Origin of the sequence: Candidatus Formimonas warabiya (genome assembly GCF_002777255.1) — a bacterium.
Taxonomy (GTDB): domain Bacteria; phylum Bacillota; class Dehalobacteriia; order Dehalobacteriales; family Dehalobacteriaceae; genus Formimonas; species Formimonas warabiya.
In genome coordinates this window covers 1310538-1327531 of the sequence record NZ_CP017634.1, presented here as the reverse complement: position 1 = coordinate 1327531, position 16994 = coordinate 1310538, and the positions used below count along the sequence as shown (strand labels likewise).

Genomic DNA, 16994 nt, shown 5'->3' with positions numbered 1-16994 from the left:
AGCGGGTATTCAAATAAAGATGTTAATAGGGTCTGAAAGACATCATGTAGTAATTGGAATACAGGCATCTGAAGCTGGGTGCAAAGGGGCAGGAGATATATGGGAAAGATGCTGCGGGGTATTCATCAGAAGCCGACCTCATGCCGCGTGGAATACAAATAGATTGGCCGATGGAAATATTATTCGGGTTCGTTATCTGCGGATTGGCTGCGAGGAGTTGCCGTAGGCTAAGCCCATAACGTGCGGCAATTGCAGACAGCGTATCGCCGGTTCTTACCACATAAACATTACCGTAAGGACATGTTACTCCTCCTCCGGCTGAGGTGGGAAGGCATATCACCTGCCCGACCCGGAGCATTCTGGGATTAATTCCTGGGTTTGCCGCCAGCAAGGCCTGCAGGGTAACACCAAAGCGTTGGGCAATAACAACTAATGTGTCGCCGGAACGAATCGTATAGGTGCGTCCCGGGCAGGTGGGCGAGGGTGCCTCGGCAGCCGGGATGCAGATGCGCCGCCCTACCTGAAGGCTTTCCGGATCGAGGCCGGGATTGGCATCCAGAATGGCGTCTACAGTAGTGTTAAAACGATCGGCCAAACGGAAAAGGGTATCACCGGATCGAATGGTATAGAATGTGCCGCCTTCGCATGTCACAGGTGCCTGGGCAGCCGGGATGCAGATTCTCTGTCCCACCCGAAGGTTTTCCGGCTCAAGGCCCGGATTGGCATCGAGAATAGCGTCTACGGTGGTGTTAAAACGATCGGCCAGGCGGAGAAGGGTATCCCCGGACCGGATGGTATAGAATCTGCCGTCTTCGCATGTCACGGGTGCCTCAGCAGCCGGGATGCAGATTCTGCGCCCCACCCGAAGTCTGTCCGGGTCAAGGCCCGGATTGGCATTGAGAATAGCATTTACCGTCGTATTAAAACGGGTTGCCAGGCGGGGAAGGGTATCGCCGGAGCGGATGGTATAAAAGGTGCCGTCTTCGCATGTCGCCGGTGTCTCGGCAGCCGGGATGCAGATTCTGCGCCCCACCCGAAGTCTGTCCGGGTCAAGGCCGGGATTGGCATCGAGAATAGCATCTACGGTCGTGTTAAAACGGGTTGCCAGGCGGGGAAGGGTATCGCCGGAGCGGATGGTATAAAAGGTGCCTCCTTCGCAGGTTACGGGTCCCTGGGCACCCGGGATGCAGATTCTCTGTCCCACCTCAAGTGCATCGGGGTCAATTTCCGGGTTAGCGTCAATAATATTTTCCACAGTCGTATTAAAGCGTTCGGCCAAGCTAAAAAAGGTATCACCTCTCCTAATGGTATAAACGGTACCACCCGGACAAGATACCAGTTGGCGTGTGTCCATAATTTCTTATACCTCCTGTCTAAGTTTTAATTTACTTTATGTTGCAGGAAGGGAATAAGAAACTTGGACATAGTGATTCTGTCATTAATTTAGGAGGAAACTTTATACCATACCAGGCCATCCTTTGATCCCTGCGTTTCCTGCGCTACGCATCTCTATACTCAGGGGAAACGTATTCAAACAATCCAGCTGGTTCCATGAGGCGCATATGGGTGAGCGGGATTTATTCTTCTTGCAAAGTGGGAAAGCGGATAAAAAATGCCGTCCCTGATTTAGAGGATTCAATATGCAAGGTGGCATGATGTCTGTCCAGGATACTGTAACAAACGGAAAGTCCCAGCCCTGTGCCATTTTCCTTTGTCGTAAGAAAAGGAGTCCCTAAACTATGAATGACGTGATCGGGGATGCCGGTTCCCGTATCTCTGATCTCAAGGACAACAGCATTATTTTCCATATATGTTCGGATATTTAGGATGCCGCCGTCAGACATTGCTTCCAGGCCATTTCGCGTGATATTCAGGATTACTTGGCGAATATCATTAGGATCGATAAGTAAATCAACAATATCTTCCATGTCAAGTACGACGGCTTTGTCTTCTTTTACTGCATCAGCTTGCATTAAAGGGAATAGTGCCCTAATGATATGGTTGAGATTTTCTTTTTGAAAACGGGTATTTTTATTTTTTGCTAAAGCAAGATATTCTGTGATAATTTTGTTAACCCGATCTAATTCGTCAATCATGAGATGAAAATAATCGTTGTAGGATTTAAATTCATTTTTCTCTTGGAGCAATTGGAGGAACCCTCTGATGGATGTCATGGGGTTCCTGATTTCATGAGCGATACTCGCCGCTAACTTTCCCACCATATTGATTTTATCAAATTTTACAATTTCACCGGTATTGCTCCAGTCGTATTCGCTTTGAATAAATGAGAATTGGTGGTTATTTACAATATCAATGACTTCATGAATCCCGCAGTTGCTAAGCTGGTATGTACAAAGGGCAATCATGTTAAGAGCCCCAATTTCTCTTTCGACTATTGCCTCATAATCCATGAACGCTTTCCAATACCTTTTGTCCAGCCATGTCGTGTTTCCGCATATTCTTATGCCTTCATATCCTTTGGATCGGGAAAGCTTTATTTTATCAATCCATCCTTTCATCACTTGATCGCTGTCAAAATCGCCGTATTTCAAGTACCATTCGGTGTGGGAAAGAACTTCAATATACTTATTACGCAAGAGGAAATTTGGAATGGCTTCTTTTAAAGATTGCTCGGCCTCCACAACACTTAAAGGATCTGAAACAACCCACATACAGTATTCATTATTCTCCAGCCCTTTCCTGAAGTAGGGTACCGCCATATTAATTAAATCTTTTTTTGTCTGATAGAAGCCGCAAATATGAGTCCCCCAAGGGATGTCCTTGATAAACTCGAGACCGGTTTTTCTTAAATTATGAAAGACTTGTAATGCCTGCAATAACTTTCCCTCCTATTACTGACTGATAGTGGCTGTCTAAATATTTATTAAAGGGCACTGCTCCAAAGAGCTGATTGCAAGATTTAGCCAATATCAGTGACTAAAACCATTCATGTAAAATTGTTACACTTATTTTAGATTAAGTAAATTGGATGGTACTGTCAATAAAAACATTTTTTGCTCCCATAAATTAGGCCCTGTTTCATGAATGAAAATAAAAAAAATGACCATGATATTTATTATTTACTATTGATTTTTCAAGACCATATATTTACAGAAAGGTAAAAGAATTCTTTGCAAAATGGTGAAATATTTTTATGAAAATTCCTCTCTATTTTATTTACTTGTTTTATACATTGGCGCTGGCCTTCATCATGCTGGTGATTGTTCCCAGGAAAAGAATTTATGAGCTTGCCCTCTTAGGAATTTTTTATGGTGCCATCATTGATGTGTTTTGGATATTAGTGATTGGATTGATCCATGCCGGCGGTTATTTAAATTATGGCCCGCTAGGATTTTTAGGCATCCCCTTTATGCCGCCTATTGCCTGGACCGTTTTTTTCATTATGTTTCTTTATTTTTTACCGGACCGAAAGCCTTGGAACTATTTATTTGCGGTTGTATCTGCGGGATATGGGGTCTTTTTTTCAAATGTGCTTTCAAATTTGGGCATCTTTGAGTGGACTTTTAGTAAGGTCATTCTTCCCTTCGGACTCTATCTGACCTGGTTTTTCTTTGTTACCTGGAGCTATCTGAAGCAGGGAAAAAGATTTGTCCGGTACGTGGTTAGGAAAAAGAATTTTGTAAGAAGTAAATCTCGATACTATTATCCCGTGCAACGTGAAGAGAGTTCCCTAAAGCCTTCGGCGAAGCACCCCAAGAAGCCCTTAAAAATTAAGAGATAAGCAGGTGGATAGATTGAATTTAGTCCTCAGACTGAAAGAATTTTATCAATTGGAGATGTTCCAGCTCAACTTATATGCATCACAAAAGGGGGCCCTTCAGAACGAATATATTGAGCATGCTTATGAACGAATGATAGAACTGGAAAGACAGCATACCGATTTCTTTAAGTTAAAACTGGAAGAATTCGGGCACGAGGCACCTAAATTATCAGGAGGATTAACCTCACTGGCCGGTCATCTTTTAGGGGGTGTTGCCTTGGACTTTACGACGGCGGAAAATCGGTACAAGTTAGGGATAGCGGTGGAAACGAAAGCAATTGAAATGTATCGGGCCCTGATCATGGAGGCCTGGGAGTATCCGGATATCTGCCAAAGGCTGTGGCATAACATGATTGACGAAGAATTTCACCTGCTTTGGTATAAAGATAACCTGAAACATGCTACGTCATTGATTCAGTCCACATAGTTTGGGAGAAGGCTTTACTTTGGGGCAGAAAGTTAGGTAATTTGACAAAAGAGAGAAATTGTATTACCCTTATATTAACATATTAAGATATTGTAATACATTGAGGATGATAGAGTGAACACGAAGCAACGGGAATATAGCGCCAGAATGTTTGCCTCATTGGGAAACCAGACCAGACTTCACGTCGTGGAGTTCTTATCCAGGGGGCCTGCCTCAGTAAGAGAAATTGCGGAAGGTGTAGGCATCAAACAATCAATTACCTCGCAGCATTTGGCGGTGCTGCAACATGCCGGAATTACGGTATGCCGGCGGGAGGGCCAACAGCATTACTACAGTCTGCGCGGGCCGAGAATTGTCCAAATTCTTCAACTGGCAGAAGAGTTTTATGAACTGAACCGGGAGAATCTGAACCACTTATGGGAAGGAGAATCCGAATGATCGTCAGCAAGCTTTTATTTTTGGAAAAAGGAGGTACCAAAGAATGTGTGGAATCGCTGGAGTATTTGGAAGCAGGTGTAAAAAGGAAAAAATGGATGTGATGCTGAATAAGATCAGGCACAGGGGACCGGATGATTTTGGCACTTTTGCCTGCCAGGAAGCTTCCTTTATTCATGCCCGTCTTTCCATCATTGATGTGGACGGGGGGAAGCAGCCTATTTTCAATGAAAGCGGTACGGTCTGTATCATTTTTAACGGCGAGATTTACAATCATGAGAAACTGCGCCAAATGTTAAAGGAGGAGCACAATTTTTCCACGAATACCGATACGGAGGCCATCCTTCATCTCTATGAAGAAATCGGGGAAAATTGTGTTTCTCTTTTAGACGGCATGTTTGCCTTTGCTATTTACGATGTGGAAAAGGGGCTTCTCTTGGCCCGGGATCCCTTGGGTATCAAGCCGTTATACATCAGTGAATGGCAGGGAAATGTTTTTTTTGCCTCTGAGATGAAAGCATTTTTAGGCATTGTACCCCATTTTAAAGAATTTCCTGCCGGCACGTATTATCAATCAGGCATCGGGTACTGCAAATTTTTTTCCTTGCCTGGGGAAACCGGTTTTGAGAATACCGTGGAACAAACTGTGGAAGGCATCCGCCATTATCTCAAAGAGGCGGTAAAGAAAAGATTAATGTCGGATGTGCCGCTGGGGGTATTTTTGAGCGGAGGGCTGGACAGCAGTATTATTGCTGCTTTGGCCGCCGAGGAGATCCCTGATCTAAATACCTTTGCGGTAGGAATGAAGGGCAGCGAAGATCTTAAATACGCCCGGATCTGTGCGGAGTACCTGGGCACAAAGCATCATGAATATTCCTATACCCTGGATGATATGCTGGAGGCCTTGCCGGATGTAATTTATTATCTGGAGTCCTACGACGCGGCATTGGTGCGCAGTGCCATTCCCAACTATTTTCTTTCCCGCCTGGCCAGTGAGCATGTAAAAGTGGTTCTTTCCGGAGAAGGGGCCGATGAAATTTTCAGCGGCTATCATTATTTAAAGAAGTTCTCGCAAGAGGAGCTTTTTAAAGAATTAGTACAAATTACCGGCGCCTTGCATAATACCAATCTGCAGCGCTGTGACCGGATGTCCATGGCTCACGGCCTGGAAGCCCGCGTTCCTTTTTTAGATGTAAATTTGGTGCGCTATGCTTTCAGCATCCCCATATCCATGAAAACGGATCCGGATCGCCAGGAAAAATGGATCTTACGCGAAGCGTTCTCCCGGATGCTTCCGGACGAAATCGTCTTTAGAAGGAAAAGTAAATTCAGTGAAGGTGCCGGTTCATTCCGTTCTTTAGCCCAGATAGCGGAAGAAACCATCTCGGATGCCGAATTTGTTCGGTCGGCGGTGATTCCCGGGAGACGCAAGCTGAGGAATAAGGAAGAATTAATGTATTACCGGATCTTTCACAAATTTTACCCGGCGGAGTCGGTAGAAAAAGCAATCGGTTTTAGCCGGAGCTTATAAAAATTTGCCCTCTGAGGAGAGGTCCAGTCCACAAGCGGAATAATCATAATTTGGTGCGGCTTTCCAGATATTTCAGGGTTAAGGCTGTGATACTGCCATAAATTATGGCACCGAAAAAGATGCTTAAGGCCGGTTGAGGGGGAATATCTTTAAAATCCGGAAGTTCAAATATTGTGCCAAATCCTAATAACAGCATCCATAGCACGGCGCCGTACCCAATTCCTTTGATCATGAGAAACCGGCTGGAGGTTATTAAAATTAGGTATGCAAAAATGACCCCGAAGACAAGGCCTATGCAAATATGCGAGATGGCTCCTACTACACTTGCCAAAAGACCTTTGTATGGCTTAAACATGATGAGTACTTTCGCGAACTCGTCGAAGGATCTGTCGGTAATCCCCAGCGCCTCAGTGATGATTCCGTAAGTAATTTGAATAATTGCTCCTGCGATGCCGGCGAGTCCACCGGCAATGAGCCTGTCTTTCATAATTGTACCTCTTTCCATGCCAAAAGATACCAAAATTAGTTTCTCCCAAGGAAAGAAACTTATACGCACGGATAAAGGGCCCTGGAACGAAGGGGCTCTTTTTTATTTTGAAGGCAGTCCGGGTTGGCTGCAGCATGTCAATTAGAATTTAAAGAAATACGTCCGGATTTCAGATAAACGTAAGCCGCTAAAGAAAACCAAATGATAAAAACAATAGGAGCATAGTAAATATAAGTGCCCATATACTGATAAAGACCTAATTTCTCCAGCACCAATCCCACCATATGCGCAAAAAGTGCAAATCCTAAGATATATGGATAGAAAAACTTTTTCCGTACCGGTAAGAAATAAAAGAAGAGCATAAAGGCAAACAGCCATGCGATGGGCGTCCAAAATGAAAATAGCCCCCAGATGCTAAACGGCCCCATATTTTTATAGGCAATTAAGTTCAGATTAGACAAAATGACAATCACGATGATGTCACCAATGCCTCCGAAAAAGAAACCAAAGATAAAGAATTTTTTAAATTCTGCTCTCGGGATTACTAAGTAAGCCGATAACCCAAATAACAGCGCTTTGTAAAAGAAGAAAATACTTTTTCCGAACACTTTGTCTTCCCCCTGTGTTTTGGTAGATTTATTATTACCCATACGGTATTCGAATATGAAATTTTAACCGGGAAACCGCTGTTAAAGTTTGAGCCGGCAGGCTGTCTTTTTCAAGAAATATAACGGTAATTTTTTCGGTTTTAGCTGTTTAAAGAGAGGAATTTTGAGTTTTTTATGGAAATAATTGGTATAAATTAAGAGCAAGAAAAAGAACCGAAAGAAAAGGAAGGTGCTACGGATGTATGAACATCAAGGAGGAAAACGAATGAATAACAGTGTTTCAGGTGGTGTTTATGGTTTGGCTTTTATCGGTGCGCTGGTCTATTATATCCAGCATGCAGCAACCTTCTGGGCCGGGGTTCTGGGGTTTTTAAAAGCGCTGGTCTGGCCGGCGGTTCTGGTATATAAGCTATTGGAGTTCCTGGAAATATAAAAGAAGCATATTGATCAGAGCAGGTTAATAGAAGGAAATACCTTCCTGCTGACGAATATAGAAATGATCTGGGTTACTGTGATTCCTTACCTGATTTTTTTCAGGGCGAGTAGTGTTGCTTGCGCGTTAGGGGCATACAGGTCGGCGCCGATGGATAGGGCAAATTCCTGGTTGACCGGCCCCCCGCCAATGAGGACTTTTACGCTATTTCTTAGATTATGCTTGCGCAGAGCCTCGATGACGTTGGGCATTTCCTGCATAGTGGTGGTAAGCAAAGACGACATGGCAACGACGTCCGGCCGGTATTCTTTTATCGATGCCACAAATTTTTCCGCAGTCACATCGACCCCCAGATCTATGACTTCAAAACCGTGGCATTGTAAAAAAAGAATGACCACGTTTTTGCCGATGTCGTGAATATCGCCTTCCACAGTACCCATGACGATGGTCTTTGTTTTCTTTGCGCTTTTTTTGATATAGGGTTTCAACACAAAAAGGCCGGCCTGAATCGCCCGGGAGGCCAAAATAACATCGGGGACGAAAAAATCGGCTTCCCGGAACTTATCAAAAATCTTTTTCGTAGACGGTAACAGGGCGGTATTTAAAATGTCTAAGGCATTAATATTTAATTGCAATGCTTGTTCAATTAAACCGGTGACTTCATTTTCATCCTCGGAGAAAACGGATAAAGCAATTTTATGAAAGATATTTTCCAGCTGTCTCTGCACGAAAGGCCACTTTCCTTTCTTTTTTTGGTAGAACTTCGCGAAATTTAGTGATCATGATTCAATAAAAGGGATCAACATTATTAAACCCCAAAACAACTTAAAAATAAAGGCCTAAATGGATCTGCCCATAAAAGTACACATGATGGTGCAGAAAATTACACAAAGTTAAATAAAAAACCACAGGTAGGATGCTCCGGCTGGTTAAACAGTAATATTGTTTTCAAACGGGGGCAGATTGCCGGCACACAATCTGATATTTTAAGTTTGGGGGGATGAATATTGTCAGGTTCCATTTCTAAAGAGATAGATGCTACGTTAGCCTTTCATGAACACCTTTTTGACAAGCAGCTCCTCGAACGTTTGCTAAATTCATTTTCTACTGCGACAAAGCTGCATGTAGCGATTACAGATACTTTGGGCCATGTTTTATTTTGCTCCCAAAAAGGGGACAGTGTTTTTTGTTCTTTAGTGAAAAGTACCTCCACTGGTTTGGAACGATGTAAAGGGGTTTATGCCCGGGCGGGCAAACAGGCGACGAAATGGAAGGAACCCTATATTTTTCGCTGCCATGCCGGGTTGATGGCCTGGGTTTGCCCGATTATGGTGGGCAGCAGCCACATCGGTAACTTTATTTGCGGACAGATCCTGATGTGGGAACCGAAACAATACTTTTGTATGGAAATCAGGGAGCTGACCCGGGATTTGGGACATGCGCCGGAAAAGCTGACGGAGGCGGTGAAACAACTGGAGGTGGTATCGCCGGCCCAGGTACAGGCGGCGTCAGACATGCTCTTTATTACCGCCCATTACTTTGCCCAGGGCGGCATCGAACCTTTGGGGTACCAGCAGAAACTAAGAACGGTCAGTTCCTGGCTGTGGAAAGAAAACAATGCCCAGGGAAATCTGGAGAAAAAACAGGAAGAAAACAGCCGGCATTATCTGATGCTTTTGCAAGATCAGATGAAATGTGAAATCAGGAAAGACAATATGGCGGAGGCGGAAAAGCTTTTAAATAAAATTGCCCTGCAGTTTTTTATTCAAAGTAAAGGCCAAATTGAGATTATTAAGGCCCTGGGCATCGAGTTTATTAGTTTTTTAGTCCGCCTTTCCACAGAAAAAGGGGTGGACTTTGAAGAATCTTATCGATTCAGTATGTTGAAATTTAATGAGCTGAATGAATCGGATACGGTGGAAAAGGTCATGCTTTGGCTTTTGACGGTGGGGAAATACTACCTTGATTTGTTATCCAGAAAAGATCAAAAAGAAAGTGCCGTGATCATCAGCAAAACGATTACGTATATCCAAAAAAACTACCCCAATGAAGCATTAACGGTCAAAGAGATTGCCGGGGCAGTTTTTGTTACGCCTTCCTATTTAAGTCATCTCTTTAAGAAAGACAAGGGGATCAGTTTATCTGAATATATCAACAAAATTCGCATCGATCAGGCCAAAATTCTTTTACGCCAGTCGGAAATGGATAATGGAGAAATTGCGCAGCGCATCGGCTATGTGGATCGCAGTTATTTCTGCAAGATATTTAAAAAGATAGTTGGAGTAAGCCCGCAGGATTACCGGCGCAATGTACAGAGCTAGAACAAAGTGAATCGATCTGTTTTTTTCTGTGTCACAGGTACCAATTAGGAACGGTATTTGTGACGCTTTTGTTTTTAGGAATATTTTACCGTTGCCCGGCGATGGGATCCCTCTGGTTTTCTAACAAAATTACACAATAACTGTTCCACAAAAGTACCCATGAGAAAAGAAAATTTCACAGGTAATTTGCTCACTTTCGTCTAAACCTATGAGCAGAATTAATAAAGGAGGATGAACGATCATCAAAAGGGGACAGGTGAAAACATTTTCTGACAATAGGTTGGAGGAGGGAAGGGTATGAGAAGAAATCTGCTTTCGGGCCGAAATCTTTGGCAAGGATTTGGTCTACAGGTCTTTACCGACAGCGAACTGGAAATGATCCATTTAGCCACATTGGAAGTATTGGAAAGGACGGGGATATTTGTCCAAAGCCAAGAGGCTTTAAGCATTTTTGAAAAAAACGGGGCTCTGGTGGACCGGGAAAATAGAAATGTGAAAATCCCGGCCTATCTGGTTGACGAAGCCATCCGTTCTGCCCCCCAAAAAATCGTGCTGGCCGGGAGAGACCCCCAAAATGATCTAGTTTTGGAAAGCGGCCGGGTGAATTTTTGCCCCTTTGGCGAAGGCATCCATGTCATTGATCCTTATACCGGGGAGCATCGAAAATCAACGAAAAAGGACATTGGGGATGTCGCTTTGCTGGTGGACGCTTTGGATCAGTACGACATGCTGGAATATACCGTTTCGCCCCGGGATGTCCACCCGAAAGTGGCCGTCTATCACACCTATGAAGCTACCGTAAGCAATACCACCAAGCATATTCCTCAGTCTCCTGAGGATAAAGAATCCGCTCAGGTTTTGATCGAAATGGCCGCCGCTGTTGCGGGGGGAAAAGAAAAACTTCGGGACAGGCCCATCGTATCCGGAGCGGCCTGCCCCCAGAGCCCCTTGTCTCTATCCGAAGGGTGCTGCGAAGGGATTATGGAATATGCCAGGGCCAGATTGCCCATGAATGTTTTATCCATGGCCATGGCGGGAGGATCTTCTCCCGTAAGCCTGGCCGGAACGCTGGTGACGCACAATGCCGAGGTACTGGGCGGTTTGGTTTTAGCCCAGCTCACGGCCAAAGGGGCGCCGGTGATCTATGGAAGCTCCACCACCATTCTGGATCTCCGGCTGGCCAGCGCCACCGTGGGCTGCCCGGAACTGGCCATGATTAGTGCCGCTGTGGCCAAGATGGCCCAGTTCTACCAGCTGCCCAGTTATGTAGCCGGCGGGTAGGGGGACAGCAAAGTTTCCGATTTGCAGGCCGGCCATGAAAAAACCCTCACCGCCCTGTTGCCGGCCTTAGCCGGTGCGAATATGATTTACGGCCTGGGCATGCTGGAAATGGGCATGACTTTGAGTTACGGCCAGATCGTGGCCGACAATGAGTTTGCCGCCATGATCCGGCGGGTGCTGGAAGGGATCCCTGTTCATGATGAGGACTTAGCGGTAGATGTGATTGCCCGGGTAGGAGCCCGGGGCAATTTCCTTACCGAAGAGCACACCTTGAAACATATGAGAGGGTATCAATCCCAGCCCAAATTGATGGACCGCAATATGCGCGAATTTTGGGAAGCAAAAGGGTCTACCGACATGATTGCCCGGGCAAACGAAGTGGCCCGGGGTATTTTGGAAACCTATAAACCCCAACCCCTGGCCGACTCCGTGGCCAGAACATTAAGATCTTTGGTAGAGGATGCGGAAAAAGCGCACAAAATTAAGTGATTTGATGAGATATCACCCTTGCGGCCGCAGGTTGATATAGGATGGATTTAGTCAGGGCTAGCCCCACAATTTATTTTTAATTGGAGGAGGGCAACAATGGATCCGAAAAAGATGGATATTTTTGACATGGTGCTCTTCAGCGTGTGCGGGATGGTGGTATTAGATACGGTTGGTGCTTCTGCGGCCATGGGCGTTAATTCTTTTACTTTATGGGCCCTGGGCATCGTTTGTTTCTTTTTGCCGTACGGTCTGATCTGTGCCGAACTGGGGTCTTCCTTTCCCCAGGAGGGGGGTATTTACGTCTGGGTAAAAAACGCTTACGGCGACTTTTTGGCCCATATGACCTCCTGGTTTTTCTGGATCAATAACTGTTTTTGGATTCCCTCGGTTTTTGTCCTTTTTAGCGGGATCATGTCCAGTATTTTCTGGCCGGAAATGTCTCCATTCCACCAAATGATCCTGGGCATTGTATTAATTTGGGTTTCCATGTTCCTGGGCATCTTTGACCTCCACATCAGCAAATGGATTCCTAACATGGGAGCCATTCTGAAGATGCTGATTCTGGTGATTTTGGGCGGATTCGGCCTGATTTACGGGATCAGCCACGGTTTTGCCAATGCCTTTACCTGGCAGGGTCTAAGGGTGGACTGGGGAGCAACTCTGGCTTATGCGGGAATCGTCGTTTTTAATTTCATGGGATTTGATCTGGTCAGTACGGTGGGAAGCCAGCTCCGTAATCCGAAAAAAGATATTCCCCGCATGATCATTCTGGCCGGGATCCTGGTAGCAGGTCTGCCACCTTTGGCCTGCTTTGCGCCATCCCCCAGGGGGAAATCAATATCGTCACAGGGATCACAGACGCTTTCCAGACTATGTTTGTCCAGATGCTGGGCGTGCAGTACTTATGGATCTTTAAAGTGCTGAGTGCCGCCGTACTTTTTACTTTTGTGGCAAACGTGATTACCTGGGCGATTGCCGCCAATAGTGTGATGGGGCAAACCGGGATCAACAAAACTGCTCCGGCAGTATTTGGTCACCGGCACAAAAAATACGGTACGCCGGATTACTGTTATTACATCATGGGCGCTGTTTCTACCCTGTTGCTTGCGGGTAATTACATCGGCATCGAAAATATCGCCCAAATCTTTTGGACCCTCTTTGCCTTAAGTGCTTTAATCTTTCTCATTCCTTATTTATTGGTGTTCCCGGGGGTGATCATTTTACGGAAAAAGTATCCGGATCTGGAGCGTCCCTATCTGATCCCGGGAGGGAAATTTGGCTTATACCTGACCGTTTTCCTGGGAGAAGTATTTATGCTCCTGACCTGTATCATGTTTTTTGTACCTCCGGAAGACACCACAGATGTTCTCAGATACGAGCTAAGTTTGGTGGTGCTAATATTGATTACTGCCGCCGTGGGTGTCGGGATGTATCTGAGGGGTAAAAAACGCAGCAGCCTTCCGGCGGAGAACACGGTAAGCGGCAGCCGGTGAGAATTATATCAGGTATCGAGGGATGACCGTATGATGAATAATACCGGAGAGCGGACCGGTGACGGAGTCAGGGGCAGCATGGAGGAGGAAGGGCTGCACAGAGGTTTGCAGATGAGACATGTCCAGTTAATTGCCCTGGGCGGAATTATCGGCTCCTGTTACTTTTTGGGGACTGGATATACCGTAGCGGAAATCGGGCCGGGCGTAATCTTTGCCTATATGCTGGGCGGCCTCATTGTTTACCTGGTGATGCTCTGTCTGGGCGAATTGGCGGCCGCCATCCCTATTTCCGGCTCTTTTGTCACCTATGCCGTCGATTTTATTTCCCCTGCTTGGGCCTGCGGCTTAGGCTGGTCATACTGGATCAGCTGGGTAGCCTATGTTCCTTCGGAAATCATTGCCGGGGGAATTATCATGAACAACTTTGTTCCCGGAGTTGATGCGGTTTGGTGGGCCTTATTGTTTGGGGTAATGATTACTTTGATCAATATTTCCAGCGTGCGGGCTTTCGGGGAAATGGAATTCTGGCTGACGATCATAAAAATATCGGCGATCATCGGATTCTGCGTCCTGGCCGTGCTGATTTTAGCCGGGATCATTGAACCGGGAAACAGGCTTACCGGGATCAAACTGATCAGAGAAAATGGGGGAGTATTTCCTAAAGGGACCGGCGTGATATTTCTCACCATGGTAATGACCCTGGTTAATTTTCAAGGTTCGGAAATCATTGGACTGAGCGCCGGAGAAACCAAGAACCCGGACAAGGCCATTCCTCTGGTGATTAGAAATGTTACCGTGCGGATTATCTTGCTTTATGTGATCCCGGTTTGCCTCCTGGTCTTGATTCTTCCCTGGCAGAATGCGGGGCTGGAAGAAAGTGTTTTTTCCCTGGCCCTGAAGAATTATGGTTTAGGCTGGGCCGGCGCAGTCTTTAGTTTTGTGGTCCTCACAGCTGCCGTTTCTTGCGCCAACAGCGGTATGTACGCTACGGTGCGTACCCTTTATGCCCTTTCCCGGGAGGGAATGGCCCCGGCCGTGTTTTCCCAAGTAAACCGGTACCATGTTCCAGGCAATGCTACCTATTTTTCTATTGCCTGCTGCTGGGTGGTGATTATTTATTATTTTCTGTTTGCCGACAGCATTCTATATACTTACCTGCTGGCCATTGCAGGGTTCATGGGGGAAGTGTGCTGGATCTCCATCTGCTGGTCCCAGATTAAATTCCGCAAAAAACTGAGGGAAGCGGGTTATCAGGCGGAAGATTTGAAATTCGCCGTGCCTTTCTTCCCCTATCTCTCTTATTTTGCCATAGGGATTCAGATCATTTGTTTAATGGTGGTGATTTTTAATCAGGAAATGCGTACTTCCCTCTATTTTGGCTTACCGGCATTTATTGTGCCGGCCCTGATCTATCGAATCTGGCCGAGAAGGGGCCGGCCCCGTTTGGTGCCGGAAAGAAAGGAAAAGGCTTAAATCCCCCAAATTACCAATCAAATTAGGAGGCATATGATGAGCAAAATTGACGAAATTAAAAGGGCGATTATTGAAGGGGAGGAAGATTTGGCAGTTGATTTAGTAAAAGAAGCGCTGGATACCGGCGCGTCGGCCCAAGCGATTCTGCAAAACGCCCTCATTCAGTCCATGAACGAAATTGGCACCCTTTGGAACCAAGGGGAGATCTTTCTCCCTGAGGTCATGGGCGCCGCCCAAATCTTTCAAAAAGCGGCAAGCTATCTGGAACCCTACTTAATTGCCGGCGGTAATCAGGAAAAGCTGGGCACGATTGTGCTGGGGACGGTTTTCGGGGACCTGCATAATCTGGGCAAAAACCTGGTGGCCGTGATGCTGCGCACCGCAGGGTTTAATGTGATCGACCTGGGGGTGAATGTGCCCGGAGATACCTTTATTGCAGAAGCAAAAAAACACAAGGCCCAAATTATCGGCCTCAGCGCCCTCCTGACCACCACGATGATGGAACAAAAGCTGCTCATGGAAAATTTAAGGGAATCCGGCTGCCGGGAACAATTCAAAGTGATGGTGGGCGGCGCTCCCATTTCCCCCCAATGGGCAGAAGATATCGGTGCTGACGGCTATGCCCGGAATGCAGGTGAAGCCGTGGAACTGGCGAAAAGATTATTAAACGTATAAGGGGGAGCGGAAATGGCAAAATTCTCTTTTGACAATATTAAGCAGCAATTAAGGCTTTTATCCAATGACCAAATCAGGCAGGTCCATGAAAATGCCCTGGATCTTTTAGAAAAGGTGGGTATTTATTTTGATTCCCATGAAGCCCTGGAGATTCTGGACGGATCAGGGTGTAAGGTTGATCAAAGCACCAAGATTGTGAAATTTCCTCCTGAACTGGTGCTTCAAGCGATAGCGGACGCACCGGAGAAATTTGACATTTATGACCGGGAAGGGAACTTCTATTCGGAAATCGGGGGAGATAAGGTTCATTTTGATCCTGTCTCTACGCCGGCCCACGTCTTGATCAGTGACGGGGAATCTGTGCGGGCGTCTACCAGCGAGGACCTGAAAATGCTGGTAAAAGCAGTGGACTTTCTGCCCCAATTAGATCTGGCCTCCACTTCGGTGGTCTGCGCCGATATCCCGGTGGAAATGGGCGATACCTATATTTACTATACCGTGATGAAGGGCACAAAAAAACCGATTATCGGCGGCGCCATTGATATCCCCGGCGTGCGCAGAACCTTTGAGATGGTAAAGGCCCTTTTTGGCTCGGAGCAGGCTGTCCGGGAAAAACCGTACACCATTTTTGACGTTTGCGCTTCCGCCCCTTTAAAATACTCTCACATTAGCTCCCAGAATATCATTGACTGCGCCCGTTTTGGGTTTCCGGTGGAGACGATCTCCGTGCCCATGCTGGGGGCGTGCTCTCCCGTTACTTTGGCCGGATCGATTGTGCAGCACACGGCGGAGTCACTGGGCGGCTTGGTGCTGACCCAGGTGGTCCGGCCGGGGAATCCTTATGTATACGGCGGCGCCCCTGTGCTGTTTGACATGAAGACCACAACCACGCCCATGTCCGCCTTGGAGGCCAATATGGTGACAGCCGGTTATTCGTTACTGGGCAAATATTACGGGCTGCCCACCCACACCTATGCCGCTTTGTCCGATGCCAAAATTCCCGATTACCAGGCCGGTTATGAAAGCGGCATGAGCGCGATGATCGCTGCTCTAGCCGGCATCAATATGGTGTCGGGAGCCGGAGGGCTGGACTTCGTGGCAGAATTCAGTTTGGAAAAGTTAATCATGGATGCGGAGGTCATTGGCATGGTGAAAAGGCTGCTCCGGGGCATTGAGGTCAGTCCGGACACCCTCTGCCAGGACCTGTTCCGCCAGGTAGGCCCGGGAGGGGATTTCCTTCAGACCAAGCATACCAGGCAGTGGTTCAGGAAAGAGCTTTATATGCCGGGACCGGTGATAGACCGGAAGGACCGGGCTTCCTGGGAAACGGCCGGCAAAGAGAGTATTTTCAAACGTGCCCAGGCCCAATTGGAACGGGTGAAGCAGCATCCGGGCAGCCCCCTGGACCCGGAGCGGTCCCGGGCTCTTGATGCGTCTCTCGCGGCTGTTGCCCAGGAAGCGGGAGTACAGGTTCCTCTGCAGGACTAAACAAAGGTTCCCCGGCATCTGCGCTGAACAGATGCCGGCAGGGTTGGTGTAGAGATGCTCTGTGGGATAGAA

Annotated in this window: 14 protein-coding genes and 2 pseudogenes; 11 read left to right on the top strand and 5 right to left on the bottom strand. The window is 46.7% G+C overall.

What is annotated here, in order from left to right; genetic code table 11:
• Positions 1 to 22: 22 nt before the first annotated feature.
• Together DCMF_RS29105 and DCMF_RS06295 are read right to left on the bottom strand one after the other, a co-directional pair.
• The gene (locus tag DCMF_RS29105; RefSeq protein WP_214659147.1) at positions 23 to 1354 is read right to left on the bottom strand and encodes a LysM peptidoglycan-binding domain-containing protein; all 1332 of its coding nucleotides are present in this window, start codon (positions 1352 to 1354) and stop codon (positions 23 to 25) included.
• Between the two features lie 223 nt (positions 1355 to 1577).
• Entirely contained in the window at positions 1578 to 2837 is a 1260-nt protein-coding gene (locus tag DCMF_RS06295; protein ID WP_148133634.1) for an MEDS domain-containing protein, read from the bottom strand.
• A gap of 317 nt (positions 2838 to 3154) precedes the next feature.
• Between DCMF_RS06295 and DCMF_RS06290 the strand changes: the two genes are divergently transcribed.
• From DCMF_RS06290 to asnB, 4 genes are all read left to right on the top strand, one after another.
• A complete protein-coding gene (locus DCMF_RS06290; protein ID WP_214659146.1) occupies positions 3155 to 3742 on the top strand; it encodes a hypothetical protein in 588 nt (195 codons plus the stop codon).
• Positions 3743 to 3746: 4 nt separating this feature from the next.
• Positions 3747 to 4208 carry a ferritin-like domain-containing protein gene (locus DCMF_RS06285; RefSeq protein ID WP_148133633.1) on the top strand — a complete coding sequence of 154 codons (462 nt, stop codon included), beginning with the start codon at positions 3747 to 3749 and terminating at the stop codon, positions 4206 to 4208.
• A gap of 114 nt (positions 4209 to 4322) precedes the next feature.
• Complete coding sequence (locus DCMF_RS06280; RefSeq protein ID WP_148133632.1) at positions 4323 to 4646, top strand: ArsR/SmtB family transcription factor; 324 nt, start codon at positions 4323 to 4325, stop codon at positions 4644 to 4646.
• A 43-nt stretch (positions 4647 to 4689) separates the two neighbouring features.
• The gene (asnB, locus tag DCMF_RS06275) at positions 4690 to 6174 is read left to right on the top strand and encodes an asparagine synthase B (RefSeq protein WP_148133631.1); all 1485 of its coding nucleotides are present in this window, start codon (positions 4690 to 4692) and stop codon (positions 6172 to 6174) included.
• A 43-nt stretch (positions 6175 to 6217) separates the two neighbouring features.
• Here asnB and DCMF_RS06270 read toward each other — a convergent pair whose 3' ends face one another.
• Both DCMF_RS06270 and DCMF_RS06265 read right to left on the bottom strand, forming a co-directional pair.
• Positions 6218 to 6661: a DUF1440 domain-containing protein gene (locus DCMF_RS06270; RefSeq protein WP_214659145.1), complete on the bottom strand. Its 444-nt coding sequence runs from the start codon at positions 6659 to 6661 to the stop codon at positions 6218 to 6220.
• 137 nt (positions 6662 to 6798) lie between these two features.
• On the bottom strand, positions 6799 to 7269 hold the full coding sequence (locus DCMF_RS06265; protein ID WP_148133629.1) for a hypothetical protein: 471 nt from the start codon (positions 7267 to 7269) through the stop codon (positions 6799 to 6801).
• Positions 7270 to 7534: 265 nt separating this feature from the next.
• Here DCMF_RS06265 and DCMF_RS06260 point away from each other — a divergent pair, with 265 nt between their 5' ends.
• Positions 7535 to 7702 (top strand): hypothetical protein, encoded by a 168-nt coding sequence (locus DCMF_RS06260; RefSeq protein WP_214659144.1) that lies wholly within the window; start codon positions 7535 to 7537, stop codon positions 7700 to 7702.
• 86 nt (positions 7703 to 7788) lie between these two features.
• Here DCMF_RS06260 and DCMF_RS06255 read toward each other — a convergent pair whose 3' ends face one another.
• On the bottom strand, positions 7789 to 8430 hold the full coding sequence (locus DCMF_RS06255) for a corrinoid protein (RefSeq protein WP_148133627.1): 642 nt from the start codon (positions 8428 to 8430) through the stop codon (positions 7789 to 7791).
• Positions 8431 to 8709: 279 nt separating this feature from the next.
• Here DCMF_RS06255 and DCMF_RS06250 point away from each other — a divergent pair, with 279 nt between their 5' ends.
• The 6 genes and pseudogenes from DCMF_RS06250 (at position 8710) to DCMF_RS06215 (ending at position 16922) form a co-directional block, all read left to right on the top strand.
• The gene (locus DCMF_RS06250) at positions 8710 to 10023 is read left to right on the top strand and encodes a PocR ligand-binding domain-containing protein (RefSeq protein WP_214659143.1); all 1314 of its coding nucleotides are present in this window, start codon (positions 8710 to 8712) and stop codon (positions 10021 to 10023) included.
• Between the two features lie 297 nt (positions 10024 to 10320).
• Positions 10321 to 11793: pseudogene (gene mttB / locus DCMF_RS29555) on the top strand ([trimethylamine--corrinoid protein] Co-methyltransferase).
• Positions 11794 to 11889: 96 nt separating this feature from the next.
• Positions 11890 to 13286: pseudogene (locus DCMF_RS29550) on the top strand (APC family permease).
• A 30-nt stretch (positions 13287 to 13316) separates the two neighbouring features.
• On the top strand, positions 13317 to 14759 hold the full coding sequence (locus DCMF_RS06225) for an amino acid permease (protein ID WP_236860204.1): 1443 nt from the start codon (positions 13317 to 13319) through the stop codon (positions 14757 to 14759).
• Positions 14760 to 14792: 33 nt separating this feature from the next.
• Positions 14793 to 15434: a cobalamin B12-binding domain-containing protein gene (locus DCMF_RS06220; RefSeq protein ID WP_148133622.1), complete on the top strand. Its 642-nt coding sequence runs from the start codon at positions 14793 to 14795 to the stop codon at positions 15432 to 15434.
• A 12-nt stretch (positions 15435 to 15446) separates the two neighbouring features.
• Positions 15447 to 16922 carry a trimethylamine methyltransferase family protein gene (locus DCMF_RS06215; RefSeq protein ID WP_148133621.1) on the top strand — a complete coding sequence of 492 codons (1476 nt, stop codon included), beginning with the start codon at positions 15447 to 15449 and terminating at the stop codon, positions 16920 to 16922.
• Positions 16923 to 16994: the final 72 nt, after the last annotated feature.

Coding starts and splice junctions, on each gene's coding strand:
- DCMF_RS06290 (WP_214659146.1), top strand. CDS start 3,155: ATGAAAATTCCTCTCTATTTTATTTACTTGTTTTATACATTGGCGCTG.
- DCMF_RS29105 (WP_214659147.1), bottom strand. CDS start 1,354: ATGGACACACGCCAACTGGTATCTTGTCCGGGTGGTACCGTTTATACC.
- DCMF_RS06220 (WP_148133622.1), top strand. CDS start 14,793: ATGATGAGCAAAATTGACGAAATTAAAAGGGCGATTATTGAAGGGGAG.
- DCMF_RS06270 (WP_214659145.1), bottom strand. CDS start 6,661: ATGAAAGACAGGCTCATTGCCGGTGGACTCGCCGGCATCGCAGGAGCA.
- asnB (WP_148133631.1), top strand. CDS start 4,690: ATGTGTGGAATCGCTGGAGTATTTGGAAGCAGGTGTAAAAAGGAAAAA.
- DCMF_RS06215 (WP_148133621.1), top strand. CDS start 15,447: ATGGCAAAATTCTCTTTTGACAATATTAAGCAGCAATTAAGGCTTTTA.
- DCMF_RS06225 (WP_236860204.1), top strand. CDS start 13,317: ATGATGAATAATACCGGAGAGCGGACCGGTGACGGAGTCAGGGGCAGC.
- DCMF_RS06260 (WP_214659144.1), top strand. CDS start 7,535: ATGAATAACAGTGTTTCAGGTGGTGTTTATGGTTTGGCTTTTATCGGT.